At 64.3% G+C, this 20,666-nt stretch carries 23 protein-coding genes; 21 read left to right on the top strand and 2 right to left on the bottom strand.

The annotated features are described in order from the left end of the window. The first annotated feature begins 45 nt into the window (after positions 1 to 45). Entirely contained in the window at positions 46 to 414 is a 369-nt protein-coding gene (locus BO996_RS24765) for a Rieske (2Fe-2S) protein (RefSeq protein ID WP_013800985.1), read from the top strand. Position 415: 1 nt separating this feature from the next. Continuing rightward, positions 416 to 1,462, top strand: coding sequence for a S49 family peptidase (locus tag BO996_RS24760; protein WP_071956637.1), 1,047 nt, complete (start codon positions 416 to 418; stop codon positions 1,460 to 1,462). A gap of 85 nt (positions 1,463 to 1,547) precedes the next feature. On the opposite strand, the gene BO996_RS24755 is transcribed toward BO996_RS24760, so the two are convergent. Next, positions 1,548 to 2,339: an SAM-dependent methyltransferase gene (locus BO996_RS24755; RefSeq protein WP_071956636.1), complete on the bottom strand. Its 792-nt coding sequence runs from the start codon at positions 2,337 to 2,339 to the stop codon at positions 1,548 to 1,550. After that, complete coding sequence (locus BO996_RS24750; RefSeq protein ID WP_063328139.1) at positions 2,336 to 2,956, bottom strand: Maf family nucleotide pyrophosphatase; 621 nt, start codon at positions 2,954 to 2,956, stop codon at positions 2,336 to 2,338. The genes BO996_RS24755 and BO996_RS24750 overlap by 4 nt, the downstream gene beginning before the upstream one ends. A gap of 25 nt (positions 2,957 to 2,981) precedes the next feature. Here BO996_RS24750 and BO996_RS24745 point away from each other — a divergent pair, with 25 nt between their 5' ends. The 19 genes from BO996_RS24745 to acpS all read left to right on the top strand — a co-directional run bounded on the left by BO996_RS24745 (position 2,982) and on the right by acpS (position 20,613). Then, positions 2,982 to 3,539: a YceD family protein gene (locus BO996_RS24745; protein ID WP_034396686.1), complete on the top strand. Its 558-nt coding sequence runs from the start codon at positions 2,982 to 2,984 to the stop codon at positions 3,537 to 3,539. 137 nt (positions 3,540 to 3,676) lie between these two features. Continuing rightward, the gene (gene rpmF, locus BO996_RS24740) at positions 3,677 to 3,859 is read left to right on the top strand and encodes a 50S ribosomal protein L32 (protein WP_012207072.1); all 183 of its coding nucleotides are present in this window, start codon (positions 3,677 to 3,679) and stop codon (positions 3,857 to 3,859) included. Between the two features lie 113 nt (positions 3,860 to 3,972). After that, entirely contained in the window at positions 3,973 to 5,013 is a 1,041-nt protein-coding gene (gene plsX / locus BO996_RS24735) for a phosphate acyltransferase PlsX (protein ID WP_013800990.1), read from the top strand. A gap of 5 nt (positions 5,014 to 5,018) precedes the next feature. Then, positions 5,019 to 5,996 carry a beta-ketoacyl-ACP synthase III gene (locus BO996_RS24730; protein WP_013800991.1) on the top strand — a complete coding sequence of 326 codons (978 nt, stop codon included), beginning with the start codon at positions 5,019 to 5,021 and terminating at the stop codon, positions 5,994 to 5,996. A 56-nt stretch (positions 5,997 to 6,052) separates the two neighbouring features. Next, positions 6,053 to 6,997, top strand: coding sequence for an ACP S-malonyltransferase (gene fabD, locus BO996_RS24725; protein WP_043796600.1), 945 nt, complete (start codon positions 6,053 to 6,055; stop codon positions 6,995 to 6,997). Beyond that, the gene (gene fabG, locus BO996_RS24720) at positions 6,994 to 7,740 is read left to right on the top strand and encodes a 3-oxoacyl-ACP reductase FabG (RefSeq protein ID WP_013800993.1); all 747 of its coding nucleotides are present in this window, start codon (positions 6,994 to 6,996) and stop codon (positions 7,738 to 7,740) included. Before fabD ends, fabG begins: the two co-directional genes overlap by 4 nt. A gap of 149 nt (positions 7,741 to 7,889) precedes the next feature. Next, the gene (acpP, locus tag BO996_RS24715) at positions 7,890 to 8,129 is read left to right on the top strand and encodes an acyl carrier protein (protein ID WP_003058049.1); all 240 of its coding nucleotides are present in this window, start codon (positions 7,890 to 7,892) and stop codon (positions 8,127 to 8,129) included. Positions 8,130 to 8,168: 39 nt separating this feature from the next. Further along, entirely contained in the window at positions 8,169 to 9,413 is a 1,245-nt protein-coding gene (gene fabF / locus BO996_RS24710; protein ID WP_013800994.1) for a beta-ketoacyl-ACP synthase II, read from the top strand. Between the two features lie 645 nt (positions 9,414 to 10,058). Continuing rightward, positions 10,059 to 10,688, top strand: a complete 630-nt coding sequence (gene rpoE, locus BO996_RS24705) for an RNA polymerase sigma factor RpoE (RefSeq protein ID WP_043783676.1) — start codon at positions 10,059 to 10,061, stop codon at positions 10,686 to 10,688. A gap of 75 nt (positions 10,689 to 10,763) precedes the next feature. After that, positions 10,764 to 11,480: a sigma-E factor negative regulatory protein gene (locus BO996_RS24700; protein ID WP_071956635.1), complete on the top strand. Its 717-nt coding sequence runs from the start codon at positions 10,764 to 10,766 to the stop codon at positions 11,478 to 11,480. A gap of 304 nt (positions 11,481 to 11,784) precedes the next feature. Continuing rightward, complete coding sequence (locus tag BO996_RS24695) at positions 11,785 to 13,257, top strand: DegQ family serine endoprotease (protein WP_063328587.1); 1,473 nt, start codon at positions 11,785 to 11,787, stop codon at positions 13,255 to 13,257. Between the two features lie 428 nt (positions 13,258 to 13,685). Further along, the gene (lepA, locus tag BO996_RS24690; protein ID WP_012207063.1) at positions 13,686 to 15,494 is read left to right on the top strand and encodes a translation elongation factor 4; all 1,809 of its coding nucleotides are present in this window, start codon (positions 13,686 to 13,688) and stop codon (positions 15,492 to 15,494) included. Further along, positions 15,494 to 16,471, top strand: a complete 978-nt coding sequence (lepB, locus tag BO996_RS24685; protein WP_071956634.1) for a signal peptidase I — start codon at positions 15,494 to 15,496, stop codon at positions 16,469 to 16,471. The genes lepA and lepB overlap by 1 nt, the downstream gene beginning before the upstream one ends. Positions 16,472 to 16,551: 80 nt before the next feature. Beyond that, complete coding sequence (locus BO996_RS24680) at positions 16,552 to 16,914, top strand: DUF4845 domain-containing protein (protein WP_012207061.1); 363 nt, start codon at positions 16,552 to 16,554, stop codon at positions 16,912 to 16,914. Further along, positions 16,915 to 17,598, top strand: coding sequence for a ribonuclease III (rnc, locus tag BO996_RS24675; RefSeq protein WP_012207060.1), 684 nt, complete (start codon positions 16,915 to 16,917; stop codon positions 17,596 to 17,598). Beyond that, positions 17,595 to 18,629, top strand: a complete 1,035-nt coding sequence (gene era, locus BO996_RS24670) for a GTPase Era (protein WP_012207059.1) — start codon at positions 17,595 to 17,597, stop codon at positions 18,627 to 18,629. Before rnc ends, era begins: the two co-directional genes overlap by 4 nt. A 27-nt stretch (positions 18,630 to 18,656) precedes the next feature. Next, entirely contained in the window at positions 18,657 to 19,427 is a 771-nt protein-coding gene (recO, locus tag BO996_RS24665) for a DNA repair protein RecO (protein WP_012207058.1), read from the top strand. Beyond that, entirely contained in the window at positions 19,424 to 20,197 is a 774-nt protein-coding gene (locus tag BO996_RS24660) for a pyridoxine 5'-phosphate synthase (RefSeq protein ID WP_071956633.1), read from the top strand. The genes recO and BO996_RS24660 overlap by 4 nt, the downstream gene beginning before the upstream one ends. A gap of 20 nt (positions 20,198 to 20,217) precedes the next feature. Then, on the top strand, positions 20,218 to 20,613 hold the full coding sequence (gene acpS, locus BO996_RS24655; RefSeq protein WP_013801000.1) for a holo-ACP synthase: 396 nt from the start codon (positions 20,218 to 20,220) through the stop codon (positions 20,611 to 20,613). The last annotated feature ends 53 nt before the right edge of the window (positions 20,614 to 20,666 follow it).

The following is a 20,666-nucleotide window of genomic DNA, read 5'->3' as shown; positions in this document are numbered from 1 at the left end:
TCATGCCCGCGTCAGCGCGTGGATTCATGCTCGTGAGGTGTGCCGTTGACCGTTGAACGCATCGTTCTGTGCGCCAGCGATGCCCTGCAGGAAGGGGCGAATGCCGTGCCTTTCGACGTGGTCTACGCGGGTCATGCCTGCCGCGCATTCGCCATCCGCTTCGAGGGACAGGTGCATGCCTATCTGAATCGCTGCACCCATGTGGCCATGGAGATGGACTACCAGCCGGACCGCTTTTTCGATGACACCGGACGCTGGCTGCTGTGCGCCACCCATGGAGCGGCCTACGCGCCCGACAGCGGCGCCTGCGCTGGCGGGCCCTGCCGTGGCGGCCTTGTGAAAATCTCCCTGAGCGAAAGCGCGGGGGTGGTGCACTGGCATACTGCCGATAACCTGAAACCCGTCGAGTTCTGACATGACTTCCCCCATACCTCCGGAAAATCCTGGCTCCGCATCGCACCCATCCCCAGGGGCGGACCTGTGGGCCCGGGCCACGCCTGCCACGGCGGCTGCCGATGCGCGCACGGCGGCATCGAGCGGCTGGGAGCGGGAGGTGCTGGAAAGGCTGGTCTTCGCCACCATCAACGAGCAACGTGCCTCGCGCCGCTGGCGCCTGTTTGGCCGCCTGCTGTGGACGGCGCTCATCCTCGTGGTGCTGTGGGTGCTGTTTGCCAAGGACACGGCGACCACCACCAGTTCCTCCCCGCACACGGCCGTGGTCGAGGTCAAGGGCGAGATCGCCGCAGGTGCCGACGCCAGCGCGGAATTCGTGGTGGCCGCCATGCGCAGTGCCTTCGAGGATTCGGGCTCGCGCGCCGTGGTGCTGCTGATCAACTCGCCGGGCGGCAGCCCTGTGCAGGCCGGCATCATCAATGACGAAATCGTGCGGCTCAAGGGCAAGTACGACAAGCCCCTGTATGCCGTGGTGGAAGAAACCTGCGCTTCGGCCGCCTACTACATTGCCGCCGCCGCCGATGAGATCTTTGTGGACAAGGCCAGCATCGTGGGCAGCATCGGCGTGCTCATGGATGGCTTTGGCTTCACCGGCGCCATGGAAAAGCTTGGCGTGGAACGCCGCCTGCTGACGGCTGGCGAGAACAAGGGTTTCCTGGACCCGTTCAGCCCCATGTCCGAAGGGCAGCGCGAACATGCCCACAAGATGCTGGGCCAGATCCACTCGCAGTTCATCAACGTGGTCAAGGCTGGCCGTGGTGACCGCCTGCATGAGACGCCCGAGACTTTCAGCGGCCTGTTCTGGACCGGCCAGCAGGCGGTGGAGATGGGCCTGGCCGACAAGCTGGGCAGTCTTGACTATGTGGCCCGTGAAGTGGTCAAGGCGGAAGAGGTGGTGGATTACACGCGCCGCGACAACGTGGCCGAGCGCCTGGCCAAGCGTTTCGGCGCGGCCTTTGGCGGCGGTGCGGTGCAGGCACTGCGTTCCAGCCTCCCGGCTCTGCGCTGATTCTTGCGGGGTTTCCCGCTCGGTCTGCCAAGACGAAAAAGCCCGCCTTCCTGTCGAAGGCGGGCTTTTTCGCTGGTGGGCGGCTTCAGCGGCCGATGGAGAACACCACCGGCGTGCGGTTGTCCGGCGCTTCCTTGTGCTGGCGCCACTCGCGCACCAGCCGGCTTTCGATGCGGGCGCTCTCCAGCGTCAGGCCGCAGGCCAACGCCAAACGGGTATGGGGTTGCAGCGTCTGCAGCAGGGCTTGCCAAAGCGCGGCGTTGCGGTAGGGCGTCTCGATGAACTGCTGGGTCTGGCCTTGGCGCAATGCCAGGGCTTCAAGCTCCTTGATGCGCTGTACCCGTCCGCCGGCATCCTGGGGCAGGTAGCCCACAAAGGCATAGTTCTGTCCGTTGAGCCCGCTGGCGGCCAGCGCCAGCAGCAGCGATACGGGTCCGATCAGCGGCACGACACGTATGCCCAAATCGTGCGCGGCGCGCACGATGGAGCTGCCGGGGTCGGCCACGGCGGGCATTCCGGCCTCGCTGACCAGTCCCATGTCGTGTCCGGCCAGCAAGGGGGCGAGCAGTGGCTTGGCGTCAAAGACGGCGGCACCCTTGTCGCCATGGTCCCCCTTCTTGTGGGCCTCGCGCGGCAGCTCGGTGATCTGCTGGGTCTGCAAGGGCTGGGCCAGTGCATGCAGCGCGTCGATGCGCTTGAGATAGGCGCGTGTGCTCTTGGCGTTTTCGGAGATCCAGTGGGTCAGCCGTGCAGCGGTGCGCAGTGTCCCGTCGGGCAGGACCTGCGTCAGCGGCGTTTGCTCATCGCAGCCGAAGTCCAGCGGAGCGGGCACCAGGTAGAGCGTTCCTGTCAGGGGCTTGGTGATGGCGTCGCTCATGGCAGCACGGCTCCTGCGGCGCGCAGCAACTGGCACGTGCGGATCAGCGGAAGGCCGATCAGTGCCGTGGGGTCGTCGCTGACGATGGCGTCGAGCAGGGCAATGCCCAGGCCCTCGCTCTTGGCGCTGCCTGCGCAGTCATAAGGCTGCTCGGCGCGCAGGTAGCGCTCGATTTCCGCATCGTTGAGATCGCGAAAGCGCACCTGAACCGTCACCACGTCGGTCTCGGAAAAGCCGGTTTCCTGGCAGACCACGCTCACGGCAGTGTGGAAATTCATCTGGCGCCCGCTCATCTGGCGCAACTGTTCGGTGGCGCGTTCATGGTTGCCGGGCTTGGACAGCGGCAGGCCATCGAGCTCGGGCACCTGGTCGGAGCCGATGACAACGGCGCCGGGGTGCAGCGCAGCCACGGCCTGGGCCTTGGCCAGGGCCAGGCGCAGGGAAAGGGCGTGCGGTGTCTCTCCTGCCAGAGGTGTTTCATCGACTTCCGGGGAGACGGTCTGGAATGGCAGCCGCAGCCGCTCCAGGAGTTCGCGGCGGTAGCGTGAGGTGGAGCCAAGGATCAGGGGACGCGCCAGGCCGGGAGCCTGGGCTAAGGCGGGGTGGGGAGCTTGCATGCCCGGATTCTCTTACACTGCCCGCATGAGCAAGGAATTTTCTGCGGCCCGCCTCGATGTTCGCGCTTTCGCGCAATCGCAGGGCCATCTTCAGGACCAGACAACACTGTCAGTCTTCCCGCGTCTGGCCCAGGATGCGCAGCCGGATGCCGGTGATACGCACGGCCAGGTGCACTGGCAGGCGGACGGCGAGCTGGTCGAGCAGACCGGCGGCCCTGGTCAGGTGTGGCTGCATCTGCAGGCCGATGCCGTCGTGCCCATGGTGTGCCAGCGCTGCCTGGCCCTGGCGCCCATCACCCTGCAGGTTGATCGGTCTTTTCGCTTTGTTGCGGATGAAGCCACGGCCGAGTCCGAGGACGATGAAAGCGATGAGGACCTGCTGGTGCTCAGCCGCGAGTTCAATCTGCTCGAACTCATAGAGGACGAGTTGCTCATGGAACTGCCCGTGGTGCCGCGTCACGACGTCTGCCCCGAGTCTGTGAGCTTGCAGTCCAGCGACGCGGACTTCGAGCAGGCCATCGAGGACAAGCCCAATCCGTTCGCCGTCCTTCGCGGCCTGGATGTGGGCAAATCCGCAGACTGATCGAGATGCCCGGAAAAAAGGTCGAGGCCGGGAAAAGCGATTGCGCTATAATCAAGGGCTTCGCGCGAAACCCCCTCGTGTCTTTAATGGGCTGATCGCGTTTTTTACCAACCCTTTTCAGATACACAGGAGCCATCATGGCTGTTCAGCAGAACAAGAAGTCCCCCTCCAAGCGCGGTATGCACCGTTCGCACAATGCACTGAATGTGCCTGGCATCGCCGTGGAACCCACCACGGGTGAAACCCACCTGCGTCACCACATCAGCCCCAACGGCGTGTACCGCGGCCGTCAAGTGCTGAAGAACAAGTCCGAAGCCTGACCTTCGACCGTTCCCGCAGAGCCCGCGGCTACAGTTTTCGTAGCGCGGGCTTTTGTTTTTTCTGATGGCCGCTCCTATCTTTCCAGGCCTTGCAACAGGCTTGCCAGTCGCTCATGATCACTTTGGCCGTTGACTGCATGGGGGGTGATCACGGCCCCCGCGTCACGCTCGCGGCGTGCCGCCAGTTCCTCGATTCCCATTCCGACGCCCGGCTGCTGCTGGTCGGCCAGCCCGATGCGCTGGCTGGCTTTGCGCATGAGCGCGCCAGCGTGGTGCCGGCCTCGGAAGTCGTCGGCATGGATGACCCGATCGAGGTGGCGCTGCGCAGGAAGAAGGATTCCTCGATGCGCGTCGCCATCCAGCAGGTCAAGGATGGCCAGGCTGCTGCTGCCGTGTCGGCTGGGAATACGGGTGCGCTGATGGCCATCTCGCGCTACCTGCTCAAGACGCTGGATGGCATCGATCGCCCAGCCATCGCTCCCCAGTTGCCCAATGCCAAGGGTGGTGCCACCACGGTGCTGGACCTGGGTGCCAACGTGGATTGCTCGGCCGAGCATCTGCTGCAGTTCGCCGTCATGGGCTCGGCCCTGGTGTCTGCGCTGAACAACGAAGAGGCGCCCTCGGTGGGCCTGCTCAATATCGGCGAAGAGCAGATCAAGGGCAGTGAAGTCATCAAGCGTGCGGGCGAACTGTTGCGCGCGGCAGGCAAGGCCGGTCACCTGAACTTCTACGGAAACGTCGAAGGCAACGATATCTTCAAGGGCACGACCCAGGTCGTGGTCTGTGACGGCTTTGTGGGCAACGTGGCCCTCAAGTCTTCCGAGGGGGTGGCGTCCATGATCTCCAATGCCCTCAAGCAGGAGTTCAAGCGCAACATCTTCACCAAAATGGCTGCAATCGTTGCCTATCCGGTGTTAACTGCGCTGATGAATCGCGTGGACCATCGGCGTCACAACGGTGCGGCGCTGCTGGGCCTTCGTGGGCTGGTGTTCAAAAGCCATGGGTCAGCCGATGCCTTGGCTTTCGAGCACGCGCTGAACCGCGCGTATGATGCGGCCCGCAACAACCTGCTCGACCGTGTCCGTACCCGCATCTCCGCAGCCCTGCCTCTTTTGCTGGCTGCGCAGTCGGAATCGGGACCGTCGGCGCCCTAATACAGATGAGACGCTACGCACGCATCACCGGCACGGGCAGCTACCTGCCACCCCGCCGACTCACCAATCACGATCTGGCAGCCGAGCTGGCCCAGCGTGGCATAGAGACCTCGAACGAGTGGATCGTTGAGCGCACTGGCATCCATGCCCGTCACTTTGCCGCGCCCGACGTGGCCAGCAGCGATCTGGCCCTGGAGGCGTCGAAGAAGGCGCTGGAGGCCGCTGGCTGCCAGCCACAGGACATCGACCTGATCATCGTCGCCACCTCGACGCCCGACATGGTCTTCCCGTCCACTGCCTGCATCCTGCAGAACAAGCTTGGCGCCAACGGCTGCGCGGCCTTTGACGTGCAGGCTGTGTGCAGCGGCTTTGTCTACGCTCTCACGGTGGCCGATGCCATGATCCAGTCCGGCGCCGCAAGCCGCGCGCTGGTGGTGGGTTCCGAAGTCTTCAGCCGCATTCTTGATTTCAATGACCGCACGACCTGCGTGCTGTTCGGCGATGGCGCCGGCGCGGTGGTGCTGGAGGCGTCCGAGCAGCCTGGGATCCTGGCGTCCGACCTGCATGCCGATGGCAAGCATGTCGGCATCCTCTGCGTGCCGGGCAATGTGTCCGGCGGACAGGTGCTCGGTGATCCGCTGCTGAAGATGGATGGACAGGCCGTGTTCAAGCTGGCGGTTGGCGTGCTGGAAAAGGCCGCCCGCGCGACGCTGGACAAGGCCGGGCTCACCGATGCCGACATCGACTGGCTGATCCCTCACCAGGCCAACATCCGCATCATGCAAAGCACGGCGCGCAAGCTCAAGCTGTCCATGGACAAGGTGGTGGTGACCGTGGACCAGCATGGCAATACCTCGGCCGCCTCGATCCCGCTGGCGCTGGACCACGGCGTGCGCAATGGCCAGGTCAAGCCTGGGCAGACCGTGCTGCTGGAAGGCGTGGGCGGTGGCTTCACCTGGGGTGCGGTGCTTCTCAAGATGTGATGCGGGATGCTTGCCTGTCGGCAGGCTCCCATGGCGCGGCTTTTATTTTTGAAAATATGAAGAAGTTTGCATTCGTCTTTCCTGGCCAGGGCTCGCAATCGGTGGGCATGCTCGACGGATGGGGTGACCATCCTGTCGTGGCGCAGACGCTGGCCGAAGCGTCCGAGGCGCTGGGTGAAAACATCGGCCAGCTGATCCAGCAAGGACCGAAGGAAGCCCTGGCGCTCACCACCAACACCCAGCCCGTGATGCTGGTGGCCGGTGTGGCCGCCTGGCGCGTGTGGCAGGCCGAAGGCGGCGCGCTGCCCGATGTCGTGGCAGGCCATTCGCTGGGCGAGTATTCCGCCCTGGTCGCCTCGGGCGTGCTGACGCTGGCCCAGGCTGCCCCGCTGGTGCGCCTGCGTGCTGCAGCCATGCAGGAGGCCGTGCCCGTGGGCACGGGCGCCATGGCGGCCATCCTGGGTCTGGACGCCGACAAGGTGCGCGCAGGCTGCGCCGAGGTCACGGCTGCCCTGGGTGGCGCTGAAGTCGTCGAAGCTGTCAATTTCAACGATCCTTCGCAGACCGTGATCGCCGGCAGCAAGGCTGCTGTCGAAAAGGCCTGCGAAGCCCTCAAGGCCGCAGGCGCCAAGCGTGCCCTGCCGTTGCCCGTGTCGGCGCCGTTCCATTCCAGCCTGATGAAGCCTGCGGCCGAAAAGCTCAAGGCGGCGCTGGCTGCCACGGCGCTGGCTGCGCCGCAGATTCCCGTGCTCAACAACATCGACGTGGCGGTCGAGCAAGACGCCGACGCCATCCGCGATGCGCTGTATCGCCAGGCCTTTGGCCCGGTGCGCTGGGTGGAATGCGTTCAGGCCATGAAGGCGCGCGGCATCGTGCATCTCGTCGAGTGCGGTCCCGGCAAGGTGCTCATGGGCCTGACCAAGCGGATTGACGCGGACCTGACGGCCGCTGCCCTCTATGATCCGGCCACGCTGGCCGACGTGAAAGAATCCCTCGCATGACTGACAACCAGAACAAGCCCCAGGTTGCCCTGGTGACGGGTGCCTCGCGTGGCATTGGTGCTGCCATTGCCCAGGAGCTGGCAGCGCGCGGCTACCGCGTGATCGGCACGGCCACCACCGACGGTGGCGCGGAAAAGATCGGCCAGGCGCTGTCGGCCCATGAGGGCTGCCGCGGCGTGAACCTCAATGTCACGGATGGGGCGGCCGTCGACGCCTTGATCGACAGCATCGTCAAGAATGACGGCGGCCTGCATGTGCTGGTCAACAACGCCGGCATCACACGCGACACGCTGGCCATGCGCATGAAGGACGACGACTGGGATGCGGTGATCGACACCAATCTCAAGGCCGTTTTCCGAGTCAGCCGTACGGCCATTCGGCCCATGATGAAGCAGCGTTTTGGCCGCATCATCAACATCACCAGCGTCGTTGGCGCCTCCGGCAACCCCGGTCAGGCCAACTATGCAGCCGCCAAGGCCGGCGTTGCCGGCATGACGCGCGCGCTGGCCCGTGAACTGGGCAGCCGCGGCATCACGGTCAACTGCGTGGCGCCTGGTTTCATTGCCACCGACATGACGGCGGAGCTGCCCGAAGAGCAGAAGAACGCGCTCAAATCGCAGATCGCCATGGGCGATCTGGGCCAGCCCAGCGATATCGCCCATGCCGTGGCCTACCTCGCATCTGCGGGTGCGGGATACGTCACCGGCCAGGAATTGCACGTCAACGGCGGCATGTACATGTAAGTGCTGCGGCGGCTTCGGGCAGACCCCTGCCAGAAGCCGGCGTTGCTTGCAACAGAAGAGGCCGTTTCCTCGCGACGGCCGGCTGAAGAGGGCCTGAGGCCCGAAGCAGCTAGAATCGCGGGTTCATTCACAACCCCCAGAGGGAAACCATGAGCGATATCGAAGCACGTGTCAAAAAAATCATTGCCGAACAACTCGGCGTTGAAGAGTCTCAAGTCACCAACGAAAAGGCCTTCGTGGCTGATCTGGGTGCTGACTCCCTGGACACGGTGGAGCTGGTGATGGCCCTGGAAGATGAATTCGGCATCGAGATCCCCGACGAAGACGCGGAAAAGATCACGACGGTGCAAAACGCCATCGACTACGCCAACACCCACCAGAAGGCCTGATAGGGCCCTGACCCGAGCGATCAGCAGAAGGTTTTACGCATGAGCCGTCGTCGCGTTGTCGTGACCGGCCTGGGTTGCATCTCCCCCGTGGGTAACACGGTGGGCGACGCCTGGGCCAATCTTTTGGCCGGCCAGTCCGGCATTGACCTCATCACCAAGTTCGATGCCTCGAACTTTGCCTGCAAGATTGCGGGTGAGGTCAAGGGATTCGATGTGGAGTCGTACATGAGCGCCAAGGATGCGCGCTCCATGGACACCTTCATCCATTACGGCATCGCTGCTGCGGCGCAAGCCGTGCAGGACTCAGGTCTGCCCACGGGCGAGGCCTTGTCGGATGATCTGGCCACGCGCATCGGCTGTGTGATCGGTTCGGGCATCGGCGGCTTGCCGCTGATCGAGAACACCCACGCGGAACTGGCTGCGCGCGGACCGCGCCGCATCACGCCGTTCTTCGTGCCTGCCTCCATCATCAACATGGTGGCTGGCCATGTGTCCATGCGCTTCGGCTTCAAGGGGCCGAATCTTGCTGTTGTGACTGCCTGCACGACCGGGCTGCACTGCATAGGCGAGGCGGGACGCATGATCGAATACGGCGATGCCGATGTGGTGGTGGCTGGTGGCACGGAAGCCACGGTCTCCCCCTTGGGCGTCGGCGGCTTTGCCGCCATGCGCGCCCTGTCCACGCGCAATGATGATCCCAAGGCCGCTTCGCGCCCCTGGGACAAGGACCGCGACGGCTTCGTGCTGGGCGAAGGCGCGGGCGTGCTGGTGCTGGAAGAGTACGAGCATGCCAAGGCCCGCGGTGCCAAGATCTACGCCGAACTGTGCGGCTACGGCATGAGTGCCGATGCCGGCCACATGACGGCACCCAACATGGACGGCCCGCGCCGCGCCATGCTGGCAGCTTTGCGAAATGCCGGCATCAATGCCGACCAGATCGACTATCTGAACGCGCACGGCACTTCCACGCCGCTGGGCGACCTCAACGAGACCAACGCCATCAAGGCGGCTCTGGGCGATCACGCCAAGAAAATCGTTGTCAGTTCGACCAAGTCCATGACAGGCCACCTGCTGGGCGGTGCTGGTGGCATCGAGAGCGTCTTCACCGTGCTGGCACTGCACGAGCAAAAGATTCCTCCGACCATCAACCTGGACAACCAGGACCCGGAGTGCGATCTCGACTACTGCGCCAATACGGCGCGGGACGCGACGATCGAGGTGGCGGTGAAGAACAACTTCGGCTTCGGAGGCACCAACGGAACGCTGGTGTTCAAGCGGATCTGAGGCCTGCGCAACGCACATGAAAAGCCCGCCCCGCAAGGGAGCGGGCTTTTTTATTTCGCGCATGTGCCAGGTGAAAGCAGGATAAATGTCGGTCATGCTGCGGTTTTGCGACACTGCAGGCATGCCGTCTCGCCATGCGCCGCCCGCAGTTCGCCATCCGCTGAAGCCATCGCGCACCGTGGCAGTGTGTCTTTGTGCGCTTTGGCTGCTGGCCGCCATGCTTTTGCTGGCATGGGCCTTGAATCTCCAGTCAGGGTGGTGGCCTGCAGCCGTGGCCGTTGCGGTTTGCCTGGTTGCTGCTGCCGGCATGTGGCATGGATGGCACAGCCTGGGTAAGGGTTTCATCGCCTGGGATGGCGTGCAGTGGTCGATCTGCGAGTCGGACCCAGGCCAGGCTGCGCAGCCGGTGCTGCTGCAGGTGCGCGCCGATGGTGGATCGTGGTTGTGGGTGCAGGTCCGTCCCCTGGTTTCCATGGTGCCGGCGGGGCCCTTGCGTTGGCGTAGCTCCCGCTGGCTTCTCCTGTTGTGCAGGCAGAGTCCGGAAACCTGGGGTGATTTGCGGCGTGCTGTATATTCCCCGGCCAGACCTACAGAACGGGCGCAATGACTGCGCCAGGGCCGCCGCGGCCCGTCTTCACCGATTTCATGACGCCTCCCGAATTCCCGCCTTCTTCTGCCGATAGCGACCTGGCTCTGGTCGAGCGCACCAACGCAGGAGACATGCGGGCCTTCGAGCTACTGGTCATCAAGTACCAGCGCCGCATCGAGCGCCTCATCGGCCGCATGGTGCGCGACGTGGACCTGGTGCCGGACATTGCGCAGGAAACCTTCATCCGCGCCTATCGTGCCCTGCACCAGTTTAGGGGTGATGCCCAGTTCTATACCTGGCTGTACCGCATTGCCGTGAATACTGCCAAGAAGGCGCTGCTGGACATGAAGCGCTCGCCGCTGATCACCGAAAGCGCGTTACACAACGGGGATGACGATGATGAAACTTCCCGGGTCAGCCAGGAACTAACCACCGAAGAAACGCCCGAAACGATCCTGGCAGCCCAGGAAATTGCCCAGGCAGTCAACGCCGCCATGGAGGCTTTGCCCGAGGATCTCCGACAGGCTGTCACGTTGCGCGAAATTGAAGGCCTGAGCTACGAGGAAATCTCGAACGCCATGGGTTGCCCCATCGGCACCGTGCGCTCACGGATTTTTCGCGCACGGGAAGCGATTTCAGCCAGGGTCAAGCCTTTGCTGGAGCGCCAGTCGGGCAAGCGTTGGTAGGCGTGATGGGTTGTGGCCGCCGGTGGCGCATTTTTTGGGTACAGGGTCTCAAAGCAGACAAGCAGGTGATTGATCATGAATGACGATCTGACGAAGCGCGAACAATTGTCGGCATTGGCTGATGGTGAACTCTCTGCCGCAGAGTTGCAGGCCGTGCTGGCCTATGCGGAAAGCGATGCAGGCCAGCAGGAGTGGCGCATGTACCACCTCGTGGGCGATGTGCTGCGGTCCCCGGAATTGGCGCATCACAGCCGGCACGATGTGCTCTCCGGAATCCGCGCCCAACTGGCCAACGAGCCTCGTCGTCCGCTGGTTTCCGTGGCCACTGAAGAGCTGGCGCAAATTGCGCATCCGGCGCAGGACCGGGCCGTGATCAATGGCGCGCCGCTGCGCGATGCGGCCAATGCCTCGGTATTCCGCTGGAAGATGGCGGCGGGCTTTGCCTCCGTGGCGGCCGTGGCTGCCATTGGTTGGAGCGTGATGCTGGGCGCGCCTGCCGGTCCCGGCGTGGCGCCGGGCCGGGCCCTGGCGGCCCTTGAGACGGGCGCTCCTTCGGCGCCGGTTGCGGTGGCTGGCAATGCCCAGGACTTCCCGCTTGGCGATACGGCCCAGTCTTCCTCGGTCGTGGCGGTGGCCGGACCCTACGGGCAGAGCGTGATGCTGCGTGATCCGCGCCTGGATGCGCTGCTGGCCTCCCATCCGCAATACAGTGGGCCCGCCACGTTGCAGATGCCTGCCAGCTTCTTGCGCAACGCCAACTTCGCCTCGGCACCGCGCGCCAACCAGCGCTGAATCTCACAGGAGAGCATGGCTCTCCTGCCTTCTTTTGCACCCGCCTCCAGCCTTTCGGCATTGAAATGGACGCGGGTGCAGTCATTTGTGCTCCATGCACGGCGGCCCGCGCCCCATGCATGCTGCCGATTCGGGAACTAACCGCGTCTTTCAGGCTTCTGAGCCATCGTCTGGCCGATGCTCGCCAGGACTACGCCAGAATGTGACGTTCGTCCGAAAGCAAGTCGGCTGCCATGTGTCCGAACAAACCGCCTGGGCGCGATGGCGTCGGGGCAACGTAATGATTGAGATGGAAAGGATGACCATGACCACTGTTCGATGGAAGACGCTGCAGTCCTGCACACTGGCCGGCGTTCTGGCGCTGGCTGCAGGCAGCGCAGGAATGCTGGTGCCGGTGAGTGCCGCCCATGCGCAAAGTGGCGCCGTGGTGCGGGGGCTGCCGGACTTCACCGATCTGGTCGAGCAGGTCGGCCCTTCCGTGGTCAACATCCGCACGCTGGAGAAGGTGTCGGCCAACTCTGCCGAGGCGCTGGGCATGGACGAGGACATGCTCGAATTCTTCCGCCGCTTTGGCCTGCCCGTGCCCAATGTGCCGCGCCAGCGCCCACAGCCGCGTTCACAGCCTGACGAGGAGCAGCCGCGCGGCGTGGGTTCCGGCTTCATCCTGACGGCCGATGGCTTTGTGATGACCAATGCCCACGTGGTCGAAGGCGCTGACGAAGTCATCGTCACGCTGACCGACAAGCGTGAGTTCAAGGCCAAGATCGTGGGCAGCGACAAGCGCACCGACGTGGCCGTGGTCAAGATCGACGCCACAGGGCTGCCGGCCGTGAAGATCGGCGATGTGAACCGCCTCAAGGTCGGCGAGTGGGTGATGGCCATCGGCTCGCCCTTCGGCCTCGACAACTCCGTCACGGCGGGCATCGTCAGTGCCAAGCAGCGCGATACGGGCGACTATCTGCCGTTCATCCAGACCGATGTGGCCATCAACCCCGGCAACTCGGGCGGCCCGTTGCTGAATATGCGCGGCGAGGTCGTGGGCATCAACAGCCAGATCTATTCGCGCTCCGGCGGCTTCATGGGCATCAGCTTCGCGATTCCGATCGATGAGGCCGTGCGTGTCAGCGACCAGCTGCGCGCCACCGGCAAGGTCACGCGAGGCCGCATTGGCGTGCAGATCGGTCCGGTCACCAAGGACATTGCCGAATCCATTGGCCTAGGCAAGGCACAGGGCGCACTGGTGTCGGCCGTCGAGCCGGATTCGCCCGCTGCCAAGGCGGGCGTCGAGGCTGGTGACGTGATCATCAAGTTCGACGGCAAGGCCATCGACAAGGTGGCCGACCTGCCGCGCCTGGTGGGCAATACCAAGCCCGGCACACGCAGCACCATCACCGTCTTCCGTCGCGGCGCAGCCAAGGATCTGACCATGGTGATCGCCGAGGTCGAGCCGGACGGCGCGGCTCCGCAGGCCAAGGCCACCGGCAAGGGCAGCACCCTGGTTTCCCAGCCGCTGGGCCTGACGCTGGCCGAGCTCACGGATGCCCAGAAGAAGGAGCTGGGCATCAAGGGCGGCGTGCGCGTGACGGCGGCCGTCGAGGCTGCGGCACGTGCGGGCCTGCGCGAAGGCGACGTGATCCTGCAACTGGCCAATGTCGAGATCACGGGGCTCAAGAGCTTCGAGGCCACGCTGGCCAAGGTGGACAAGAGCAAGCCGGTGAACCTGCTGGTGCGCCGTGGGGAATGGGCACAGTACGTGCTGATCCGTCCGACGCGCTGAGGCCGCAGGGGAGGGCGGTTTTCCGGATCCTGGGGAATACCCTCGGAATCCTGACCCGGAGCCGCCCATGCCCCTTGGGGCATTGGGTAAAATGCCCCACCAAAGCGTGACGGCTCAAGGCGTCAGAAACCTGTTTTCAAAGGGGATTGTTGCGGTGCAAAAGCACCGCGCTATCCGGTGATCGACGGGCGAGAAATGGCTCGGCGGTTCTGTTGATAAACTGTTGATAAATAATTGTGACAGATCAAGCCCGGACCTTTGCAGGCCTTGTCAGGGCTTGGTTTTCAGCCCGTTTTGCCTACAATAAAGTCCCAACTATCGCAGTTGCCAGAGATTGTTGGTTCGGGGCGCGTCGTTCATGGACGCGCCCTTTTTTCTTGCGCGCCGGCCCTGTCGTTTTCCACTTTCACTAGCAGTCCTTCCCGTTGATGAACCACATCAGAAATTTTTCCATCATTGCGCACATCGACCATGGCAAGTCGACGCTGGCTGACCGCCTCATCCAGCGTTGCGGAGGCTTGGCTGACCGTGACATGGAAGCCCAGGTGCTGGACTCGATGGATATCGAGAAAGAGCGCGGCATCACCATCAAGGCGCAGACCGCAGCCCTGCAGTACAAGGCCAAGGATGGCCAGGTCTACAACCTCAACCTCATCGACACGCCCGGCCACGTGGACTTCTCGTATGAAGTCTCGCGTTCGCTGTCCGCCTGCGAGGGTGCACTGCTGGTGGTGGACGCCTCGCAGGGCGTCGAGGCGCAGACCGTGGCCAACTGCTACACCGCGCTGGAACTCGGCGTGGAAGTGACGGCGGTTCTCAACAAGATGGATCTGCCCCAGGCCGATCCCGAAAATGCCAGGGCCGAGATCGAGGATGTCATCGGCATCGATGCCAGCGACGCCATTCCCTGCTCGGCCAAGACCGGCATGGGCATCGAAGAGATCCTGGAGGCGGTGGTCGCCAAGGTGCCGCCGCCAAAGGGCGATCCCAATGGCCAGCTGCGCGCCATGATCATCGACAGCTGGTTCGACACCTATGTCGGCGTCGTGATGCTGGTGCGCGTGGTCGATGGTGAACTCAAGCGTGGCGAGCGCTTCAAGATGATGGCCTCGGGCGCTGCCTATGAAGCCAACAACCTGGGCGTGTTCACCCCGGCCGACGTGCCGCGCGACGTGCTGCGCGCCGGCGAGGTGGGCTACATCATTGCCGGCATCAAGGAGCTCAAGGCAGCCAAGGTGGGCGACACCATCACGCTGGAAAAGAAGCTTCCCAACAATCTGGGTCCTGCCACCGAGGCCCTGCCCGGCTTCAAGGAAATCAAGCCCCAGGTGTTCGCGGGTCTGTACCCCACCGAAGCCAGCGAATATGACCAGCTGCGCGATGCGCTGGAGAAGCTGCAGCTCAACGATTCGTCCCTGCAGTTCGAGCCTGAAGTCTCGCAGGCGCTGGGCTTCGGCTTTCGCTGCGGCTTCCTGGGCCTGCTGCACATGGAAATCGTGCAGGAGCGCCTGGAGCGCGAATTCGACCAGGACCTGATCACCACCGCGCCCAGCGTGGTCTACGAAGTGGTCAAGGGCGATGGCGAGGTCATCCAGGTCGAGAACCCGTCCAAGATGCCCGATGCCGGCCGTATCGAGGAGGTGCGCGAGCCCATCGTCACCGTCCACCTGTACATGCCCCAGGACTATGTGGGCCCGGTGATGACGCTGGCCAACCAGAAGCGCGGCGTGCAGATCAACATGCAGTACCACGGCCGCCAGGTGATGCTCACCTATGAGATGCCGCTGGGCGAAATCGTGCTGGACTTCTTCGACAAGCTCAAGTCGGTCTCGCGCGGCTATGCCTCCATGGACTATGAGTTCAAGGAGTACCGCGCCTCCGATGTGGTGAAGGTGGACATCCTGCTCAACGGCGAGAAGGTCGATGCGCTGTCCATCATCGTGCACCGCTCCCAGGCCACGTACCGCGGCCGGGCCGTGGTGGCCAAGATGCGCGAGATCATCAGCCGCCAGATGTTCGATGTGGCCATCCAGGCCGCCATCGGCGCCAACATCATTGCGCGGGAAACCGTCAAGGCCATGCGCAAGAACGTGCTGGCCAAGTGCTACGGCGGCGACATCACCCGCAAGCGCAAGCTGCTGGAAAAGCAAAAGGCCGGCAAGAAGCGCATGAAGCAGATCGGATCGGTGGAAGTGCCCCAGGAGGCCTTCCTGGCCATCCTGCAAGTGGAGGATTGATGCAAGCCATGCAATGGATTACGGCCGTCGTACTCGCGGCCTTCGTGGGCTATATCGGCGCCTGGTACACAGGCTTCATCGAGGGCAACTTCGCGCTGCTGCTGTTCCTGGCCACCGTGGTCACGGGCCTGTACTGGGTGGCCGAGCGGCTGTACTTCCTGCCGCGCCGCCGCCGCGCTGCCGTGGCCATCGAGGAGGCTGCCGTGGCACGCCGCGCAGAACTCGACCGCATGGGCATCGCCAAGACCGACATCGAGGTGTCGGAAGAGGCCAAGGGCCGCATCCTCATGCAGCCCTGGTGGCTGGACTGGACGGCAGGCCTGTTCCCGGTGATCGCGATCGTCTTCGTGCTGCGCTCGTTCCTGTTCGAGCCGTTCAAGATCCCGTCTGGCTCCATGATCCCCACGCTGCTCGTGGGCGACCTGATCCTGGTGAACAAGTTCACCTATGGCGTGCGCCTGCCGGTGATCAACACCAAGATCACGCAGGGAACGCCGCTGCAGCGTGGCGATGTGGTGGTGTTCCGCTACCCGCCCCAGCCCAGCCTGGACTACATCAAGCGGGTGGTGGGCCTGCCGGGCGACGAGATCGCCTACCTGAACAAGCGGCTGACGATCAATGGCAAGGAAGTCCCGGTCAATGCACTGCCCGACTTCTTCGACAAGGATGCGATGCGTTACTTCAAGCAGTACGAGGAGTCGCTGGGCGACAAGCCGCACCGCATGATCGTGAACCAGGACGTGCCCGCCTTCATCCAGGGCGCCAGCGGCTTCGAGTTCCGCGAGAGCTGCCGCTACAGCGTCGAAGGCATCACCTGCAAGGTGCCGGAGGGCCAGTACTTCATGATGGGCGACAACCGCGACAACTCGCTGGATTCGCGCTACTGGGGCTTTGTGCCCGACAAGAACATCGTGGGCCGGGCTTTCTTTGTCTGGATGAACTTCGGGGATTTCAAGCGCATCGGCAGCTTCCATTGATCACATCACATCACATGCATGCCTGAGGACCGCAGTGGCCCGGGCATGCGCGAGGGATTCACATCGGAGGAGGAAAAAGCATGTTGACATCGAACAACCGGCGTTCGCGCCAGCGCGGCCTGTCCTTTCTGGGACTGGTGTTTGTGATTGCCCTGGGCGTGGGCGTGGTGGCCGTGGGCGCACAATCCGTGCCGGTCTTCCTGGAATACCAGGCCATCGTCAAGGCCGCCAACAAGGCGGCCCGCGAGGGCAATTCCGTGGCCGAGGTGAAAGCCAGCTTCGAGCGTTCCGCTGCCATCGATGACTTCACGTCCGTCAAGGGTGGCGATCTCGAAGTGACCAAGATCAATGACCGCGTGGTGGTGGGGTTCGAATATTCGCGCGAGATCCATCTCGTGGGCCCCGCGTACCTGACTTACCGTTTTAAGAAGCAGACCCAATAGGTGCCTCCCTTACTGAATGCGCTGCAGCTGAGGCTGCAGCATCAATTTGCCGAGCCTGCATTGCTGCAGCGTGCCGTCACGCACCGCAGCTTCTCGGCAGACAACAACGAGCGCCTGGAATTCCTCGGTGACTCGGTGCTGAACCTTGCCATTTCCAGCCTGCTCTACCAGCGGCTCAGTTCCATGCCCGAGGGCGATCTGTCCCGCGTGCGCGCCAACCTGGTCAAGGAAGGCACGCTGCACCAGATCGCGCTGAGGCTGCAGTTGCCCGATCTGCTGCGCCTGGGCGAGGGTGAATCCAAGTCGGGCGGCAAGCAACGCCCCTCCATCCTGGCCGATGCGGTCGAGGCCCTGATCGGCGCGGTCTATCTGGATGCCGGCTACGCGGCGGGCGAGAAGGTGGTACACCATCTTTTCGAGGGCGTGGACATCAACCCCCACATGCGCGCAGCCGAAAAGGATGCGAAGACGGCCCTGCAGGAATGGCTGCAGGGACGGCGCATGAAGCTGCCGCAGTACGAGGTGGTCGCCACCACGGGAGCCGCCCACCGCCAGACCTTTGAAGTGGCCTGCGCGATTGCCGAGCTGCAATTGCAGGCCCGGGGAACGGGTGCCTCGCGCAGAGCCGCAGAGCAGACGGCTGCCACAGCCATGCTGGAACTATTGAAAGCAAGACACGCATGAACCAAGACAAACCTCCGGCGCCGGCACAGACCGCCGCCGAACTCGATGCCCTGCTGGCTGCGGCCAAGCCCGGCGCCGGCGCAGCACGCACGGCATCCGCCCCTGATGAAGCCCAGGCGCCCGAGGTGCCGACAGGCCCGCAGCGCTGCGGCCTGATCGCCATCGTCGGCAAGCCCAATGTGGGCAAATCCACGCTGATGAATGCGCTGGTGGGCCAGAAGATCAGCATCACCTCGCGCAAGGCGCAGACCACGCGCCACCGCATCACGGGCATTCGCTCGCGCGCCGCGACGCAGTTCATCTTCGTCGATACACCGGGTTTCCAGACCAAGCACAGCACGGCGCTGAACAAGTCGCTCAACAAGACCGTGATGGGCGCCATCGGCGACGTGGACCTGATCCTGTTCGTCGTGGAAGCCGGCCAGTTCACGCTGGCCGATGCCAAGGTGCTGTCGCTGTTCAAGCCCGGCATTCCCACGCTGCTGATCGCCAACAAGCTCGATACCGTGGGCCGCCGTGCCGAGATCGCCCCCTGGCTCAAGAGCATGCAGGAGCGCCATCCGTTTGCCGAGTTCGTGCCCATGTCGGCCAAGAGCAAGGGCGACATCGAGCGCCTGTTCGGCATCTGCGAGAAGTACCTGCCCGAGCAGGACTGGATGTATGCGCCCGACGAGCTGACCGACCGCAGCGAGAAGTTCCTCGCCTCGGAAACCGTGCGCGAGAAGCTGTTCCGCTTCACGGGCGACGAGCTGCCCTACACCTCCACGGTGGTCATCGACAAGTTCGAGGAAGAGGCCAGCAAGCAGCACAAGCGCTTCATCCGCGTGGCGGCGACCATCGTGGTCGAGCGCGACGGACACAAGGCCATGATCATCGGAGAGAAGGGCGAGCGCCTCAAGCGCATCAGCACCGAGGCCCGCCAGGAGCTGGAAAAGCTCATGGATGCCAAGGTCTTCCTCGAAGTCTGGGTCAAGGTGCGCTCGGGCTGGGCCGACGACGAGGCCCGCGTGCGCTCCTTCGGCTACGAGTGAGAAACCTCCCCGCAAGGCCCTCTGTCCATGGCTAGCGCCAAGCGTGTCTCGGATGAGCCGGCCTATGTGCTGCACAGCTATGACTGGAGCGAGTCCAGCCTGATCCTCGAGGTCTTCACGCGGCACCGGGGCCGCGTGGCGCTGGCGGCCAAGGGCGTCAAGCGCCCGACCTCGAACTTTCGCCCCGTGCTGCTGCCGCTGCAGCCGCTGAGCCTGAGCTACAGCCTGGGCGGCGAGGGCAATGCCGAGATCCACACCCTCAAGGGCGCCGAGTGGGTGGGCGGCCATGTCATGCCCCAGGGCGACGCCCTGATGTCGGGCCTGTACCTCAACGAGCTGCTGATGCGCCTGCTGGCGCGAGACGATCCCTATGCGGCGCTGTTCGACATCTATGCCGGCGTGGTGCGCGTGCTGGCGGGCCAGCATGGCGATGCCATCGAGCCCGTGCTGCGCACCTTCGAGCTGCTGCTGCTGCGCGAACTGGGCCATCTGCCCGCCTTGAATGAGGAAAGCGCCACGCTGGCGCCGCTGGCCGAAGGCCGCCGCTATGCGCTGGTGGCCGAGGGCGGCCTGCGCCCGGCGCTGCAGGGCGAGCGCGCCGTGCTGGGCGCTGCGCAATGGCAGGCCATTGAAAGCGCGCTGCAGGCCCGGCAGGCCTTCAACGCCACGCTGCATGTGGTGGCTCAACCCGAGCAGGCGCTGGCCCTCAAGCCCCAACTGAGGGCCCTGCTGCAATACCATTGCGGCAGTCCCATGCTGCGCACCCGCCAGCTGATGATGGATCTGCAATCGCTATGAATCTTTCCCACGCTTCGCAGCGCACGGCGCTGTCGGTCAATGTCAACAAGGTTGCGCTGCTGCGCAACACGCGCCACCTGGGCATTCCCAGCGTGACGCGCGCCGCGCGCATCTGCCTGGAGGCCGGTGCCCAGGGCATCACCATCCATCCGCGTCCCGACCAGCGCCATATCCGCAGCGAGGATGTCTATGAACTGCAGGCGCTGATGACACAGTGGCCGCAGGCGGAGTTCAACATCGAGGGCAACCCGACGCAGAACCTCATGGACTTCATCCGCGACACACGCCCGCACCAGGCCACCTTCGTGCCCGACAGCGAGGACCAGTTCACCAGCGACCATGGCTGGAACTTCCCGCAGGACGCCGAGCGCCTGAAGCCGCTGATTGCCGAATGCCGCCAGCTGGGCGTGCGCGTCAGCCTGTTCATGGACCCCGTGCCCGCCCAGATGGCCGCTGCGCGCGCCGTGGGCGCCGACCGGGTCGAGCTGTATACCGAACCCTACGCAGCTGCCTGGGGCACGGCAGACCAGGACGCGCAACTGCAGGCCTATGCGGCGGCGGCCCAGGCGGCTTTGGATGCCGGGCTGGGCATCAATGCCGGCCATGACCTCAGCCGTGACAACCTGGCCGCCTTCGTGGCGCGCGTGCCGGGCCTGCTCGAAGTCTCCATCGGCCATGCGCTGATCGCCGACGCGCTGGAGCTGGGCTACGCCGAAACCGTGCGCGCCTACCAGCAGTGCATAGACCAGGGCATGGCGGCGCGCGCCTGAAGCTTTCGCGGAGCGAATCCATGATCTACGGCATCGGTACCGACATCTGCGACGTGCGCCGCATCCGCGCCAGCCTGGAGCGCCATGGCGACCGTTTCGCCGAGAAGGTGCTGGCCGAGGGCGAGCTGGCCACCTGGCGTGCCCGCCGCGCGCGCTGGCCTGAGCGCGGCATCCGCTTCGTGGCCACGCGCTTTTCCGCCAAGGAGGCCTTTTCCAAAGCCATAGGCATGGGCATGGTCATGCCCATGACCTGGCGCAGCTGCGAGGTCGTCAAGCTGCCCAGTGGCCAGCCTGCCATCGTGCTGCACGGCGCGCTCAAGGAATGGTTCGAGGCGCGCAACCTGCAGGTGCACCTGTCCGTGACCGACGAGAGCGACTACGCGGCCAGCTTCTGCGTGGTCGAGCGCCGCGCCTGATACCCGGCCAGCGTGACGCTGGCTTTTTTGACTCCACAGGATTCATAGGAACT

The sequence above is a fragment of the Delftia sp. HK171 genome (assembly GCF_001886655.1).
GTDB lineage: Bacteria > Pseudomonadota > Gammaproteobacteria > Burkholderiales > Burkholderiaceae_C > Comamonas > Comamonas acidovorans.
The sequence above is the reverse complement of the archived record's forward strand: the minus strand, read 5'-3'. Positions and strand labels throughout refer to the sequence as shown.

Bases quoted from the DNA above. Each gene is read 5' to 3' on its own strand.
- BO996_RS24750 (WP_063328139.1), bottom strand. From the start codon at position 2,956: ATGCAAGCTCCCCACCCCGCCTTAGCCCAGGCTCCCGGCCTGGCGCGT.
- BO996_RS24695 (WP_063328587.1), top strand. From the start codon at position 11,785: ATGACCACTGTTCGATGGAAGACGCTGCAGTCCTGCACACTGGCCGGC.
- fabG (WP_013800993.1), top strand. From the start codon at position 6,994: ATGACTGACAACCAGAACAAGCCCCAGGTTGCCCTGGTGACGGGTGCC.
- lepB (WP_071956634.1), top strand. From the start codon at position 15,494: ATGCAAGCCATGCAATGGATTACGGCCGTCGTACTCGCGGCCTTCGTG.
- lepA (WP_012207063.1), top strand. From the start codon at position 13,686: ATGAACCACATCAGAAATTTTTCCATCATTGCGCACATCGACCATGGC.
- BO996_RS24745 (WP_034396686.1), top strand. From the start codon at position 2,982: ATGAGCAAGGAATTTTCTGCGGCCCGCCTCGATGTTCGCGCTTTCGCG.
- BO996_RS24700 (WP_071956635.1), top strand. From the start codon at position 10,764: ATGAATGACGATCTGACGAAGCGCGAACAATTGTCGGCATTGGCTGAT.
- BO996_RS24680 (WP_012207061.1), top strand. From the start codon at position 16,552: ATGTTGACATCGAACAACCGGCGTTCGCGCCAGCGCGGCCTGTCCTTT.
- rpmF (WP_012207072.1), top strand. From the start codon at position 3,677: ATGGCTGTTCAGCAGAACAAGAAGTCCCCCTCCAAGCGCGGTATGCAC.
- BO996_RS24660 (WP_071956633.1), top strand. From the start codon at position 19,424: ATGAATCTTTCCCACGCTTCGCAGCGCACGGCGCTGTCGGTCAATGTC.
- fabD (WP_043796600.1), top strand. From the start codon at position 6,053: ATGAAGAAGTTTGCATTCGTCTTTCCTGGCCAGGGCTCGCAATCGGTG.
- era (WP_012207059.1), top strand. From the start codon at position 17,595: ATGAACCAAGACAAACCTCCGGCGCCGGCACAGACCGCCGCCGAACTC.
- recO (WP_012207058.1), top strand. From the start codon at position 18,657: ATGGCTAGCGCCAAGCGTGTCTCGGATGAGCCGGCCTATGTGCTGCAC.
- acpP (WP_003058049.1), top strand. From the start codon at position 7,890: ATGAGCGATATCGAAGCACGTGTCAAAAAAATCATTGCCGAACAACTC.
- plsX (WP_013800990.1), top strand. From the start codon at position 3,973: ATGATCACTTTGGCCGTTGACTGCATGGGGGGTGATCACGGCCCCCGC.
- acpS (WP_013801000.1), top strand. From the start codon at position 20,218: ATGATCTACGGCATCGGTACCGACATCTGCGACGTGCGCCGCATCCGC.
- rpoE (WP_043783676.1), top strand. From the start codon at position 10,059: ATGACGCCTCCCGAATTCCCGCCTTCTTCTGCCGATAGCGACCTGGCT.
- BO996_RS24755 (WP_071956636.1), bottom strand. From the start codon at position 2,339: ATGAGCGACGCCATCACCAAGCCCCTGACAGGAACGCTCTACCTGGTG.
- BO996_RS24760 (WP_071956637.1), top strand. From the start codon at position 416: ATGACTTCCCCCATACCTCCGGAAAATCCTGGCTCCGCATCGCACCCA.
- fabF (WP_013800994.1), top strand. From the start codon at position 8,169: ATGAGCCGTCGTCGCGTTGTCGTGACCGGCCTGGGTTGCATCTCCCCC.
- BO996_RS24730 (WP_013800991.1), top strand. From the start codon at position 5,019: ATGAGACGCTACGCACGCATCACCGGCACGGGCAGCTACCTGCCACCC.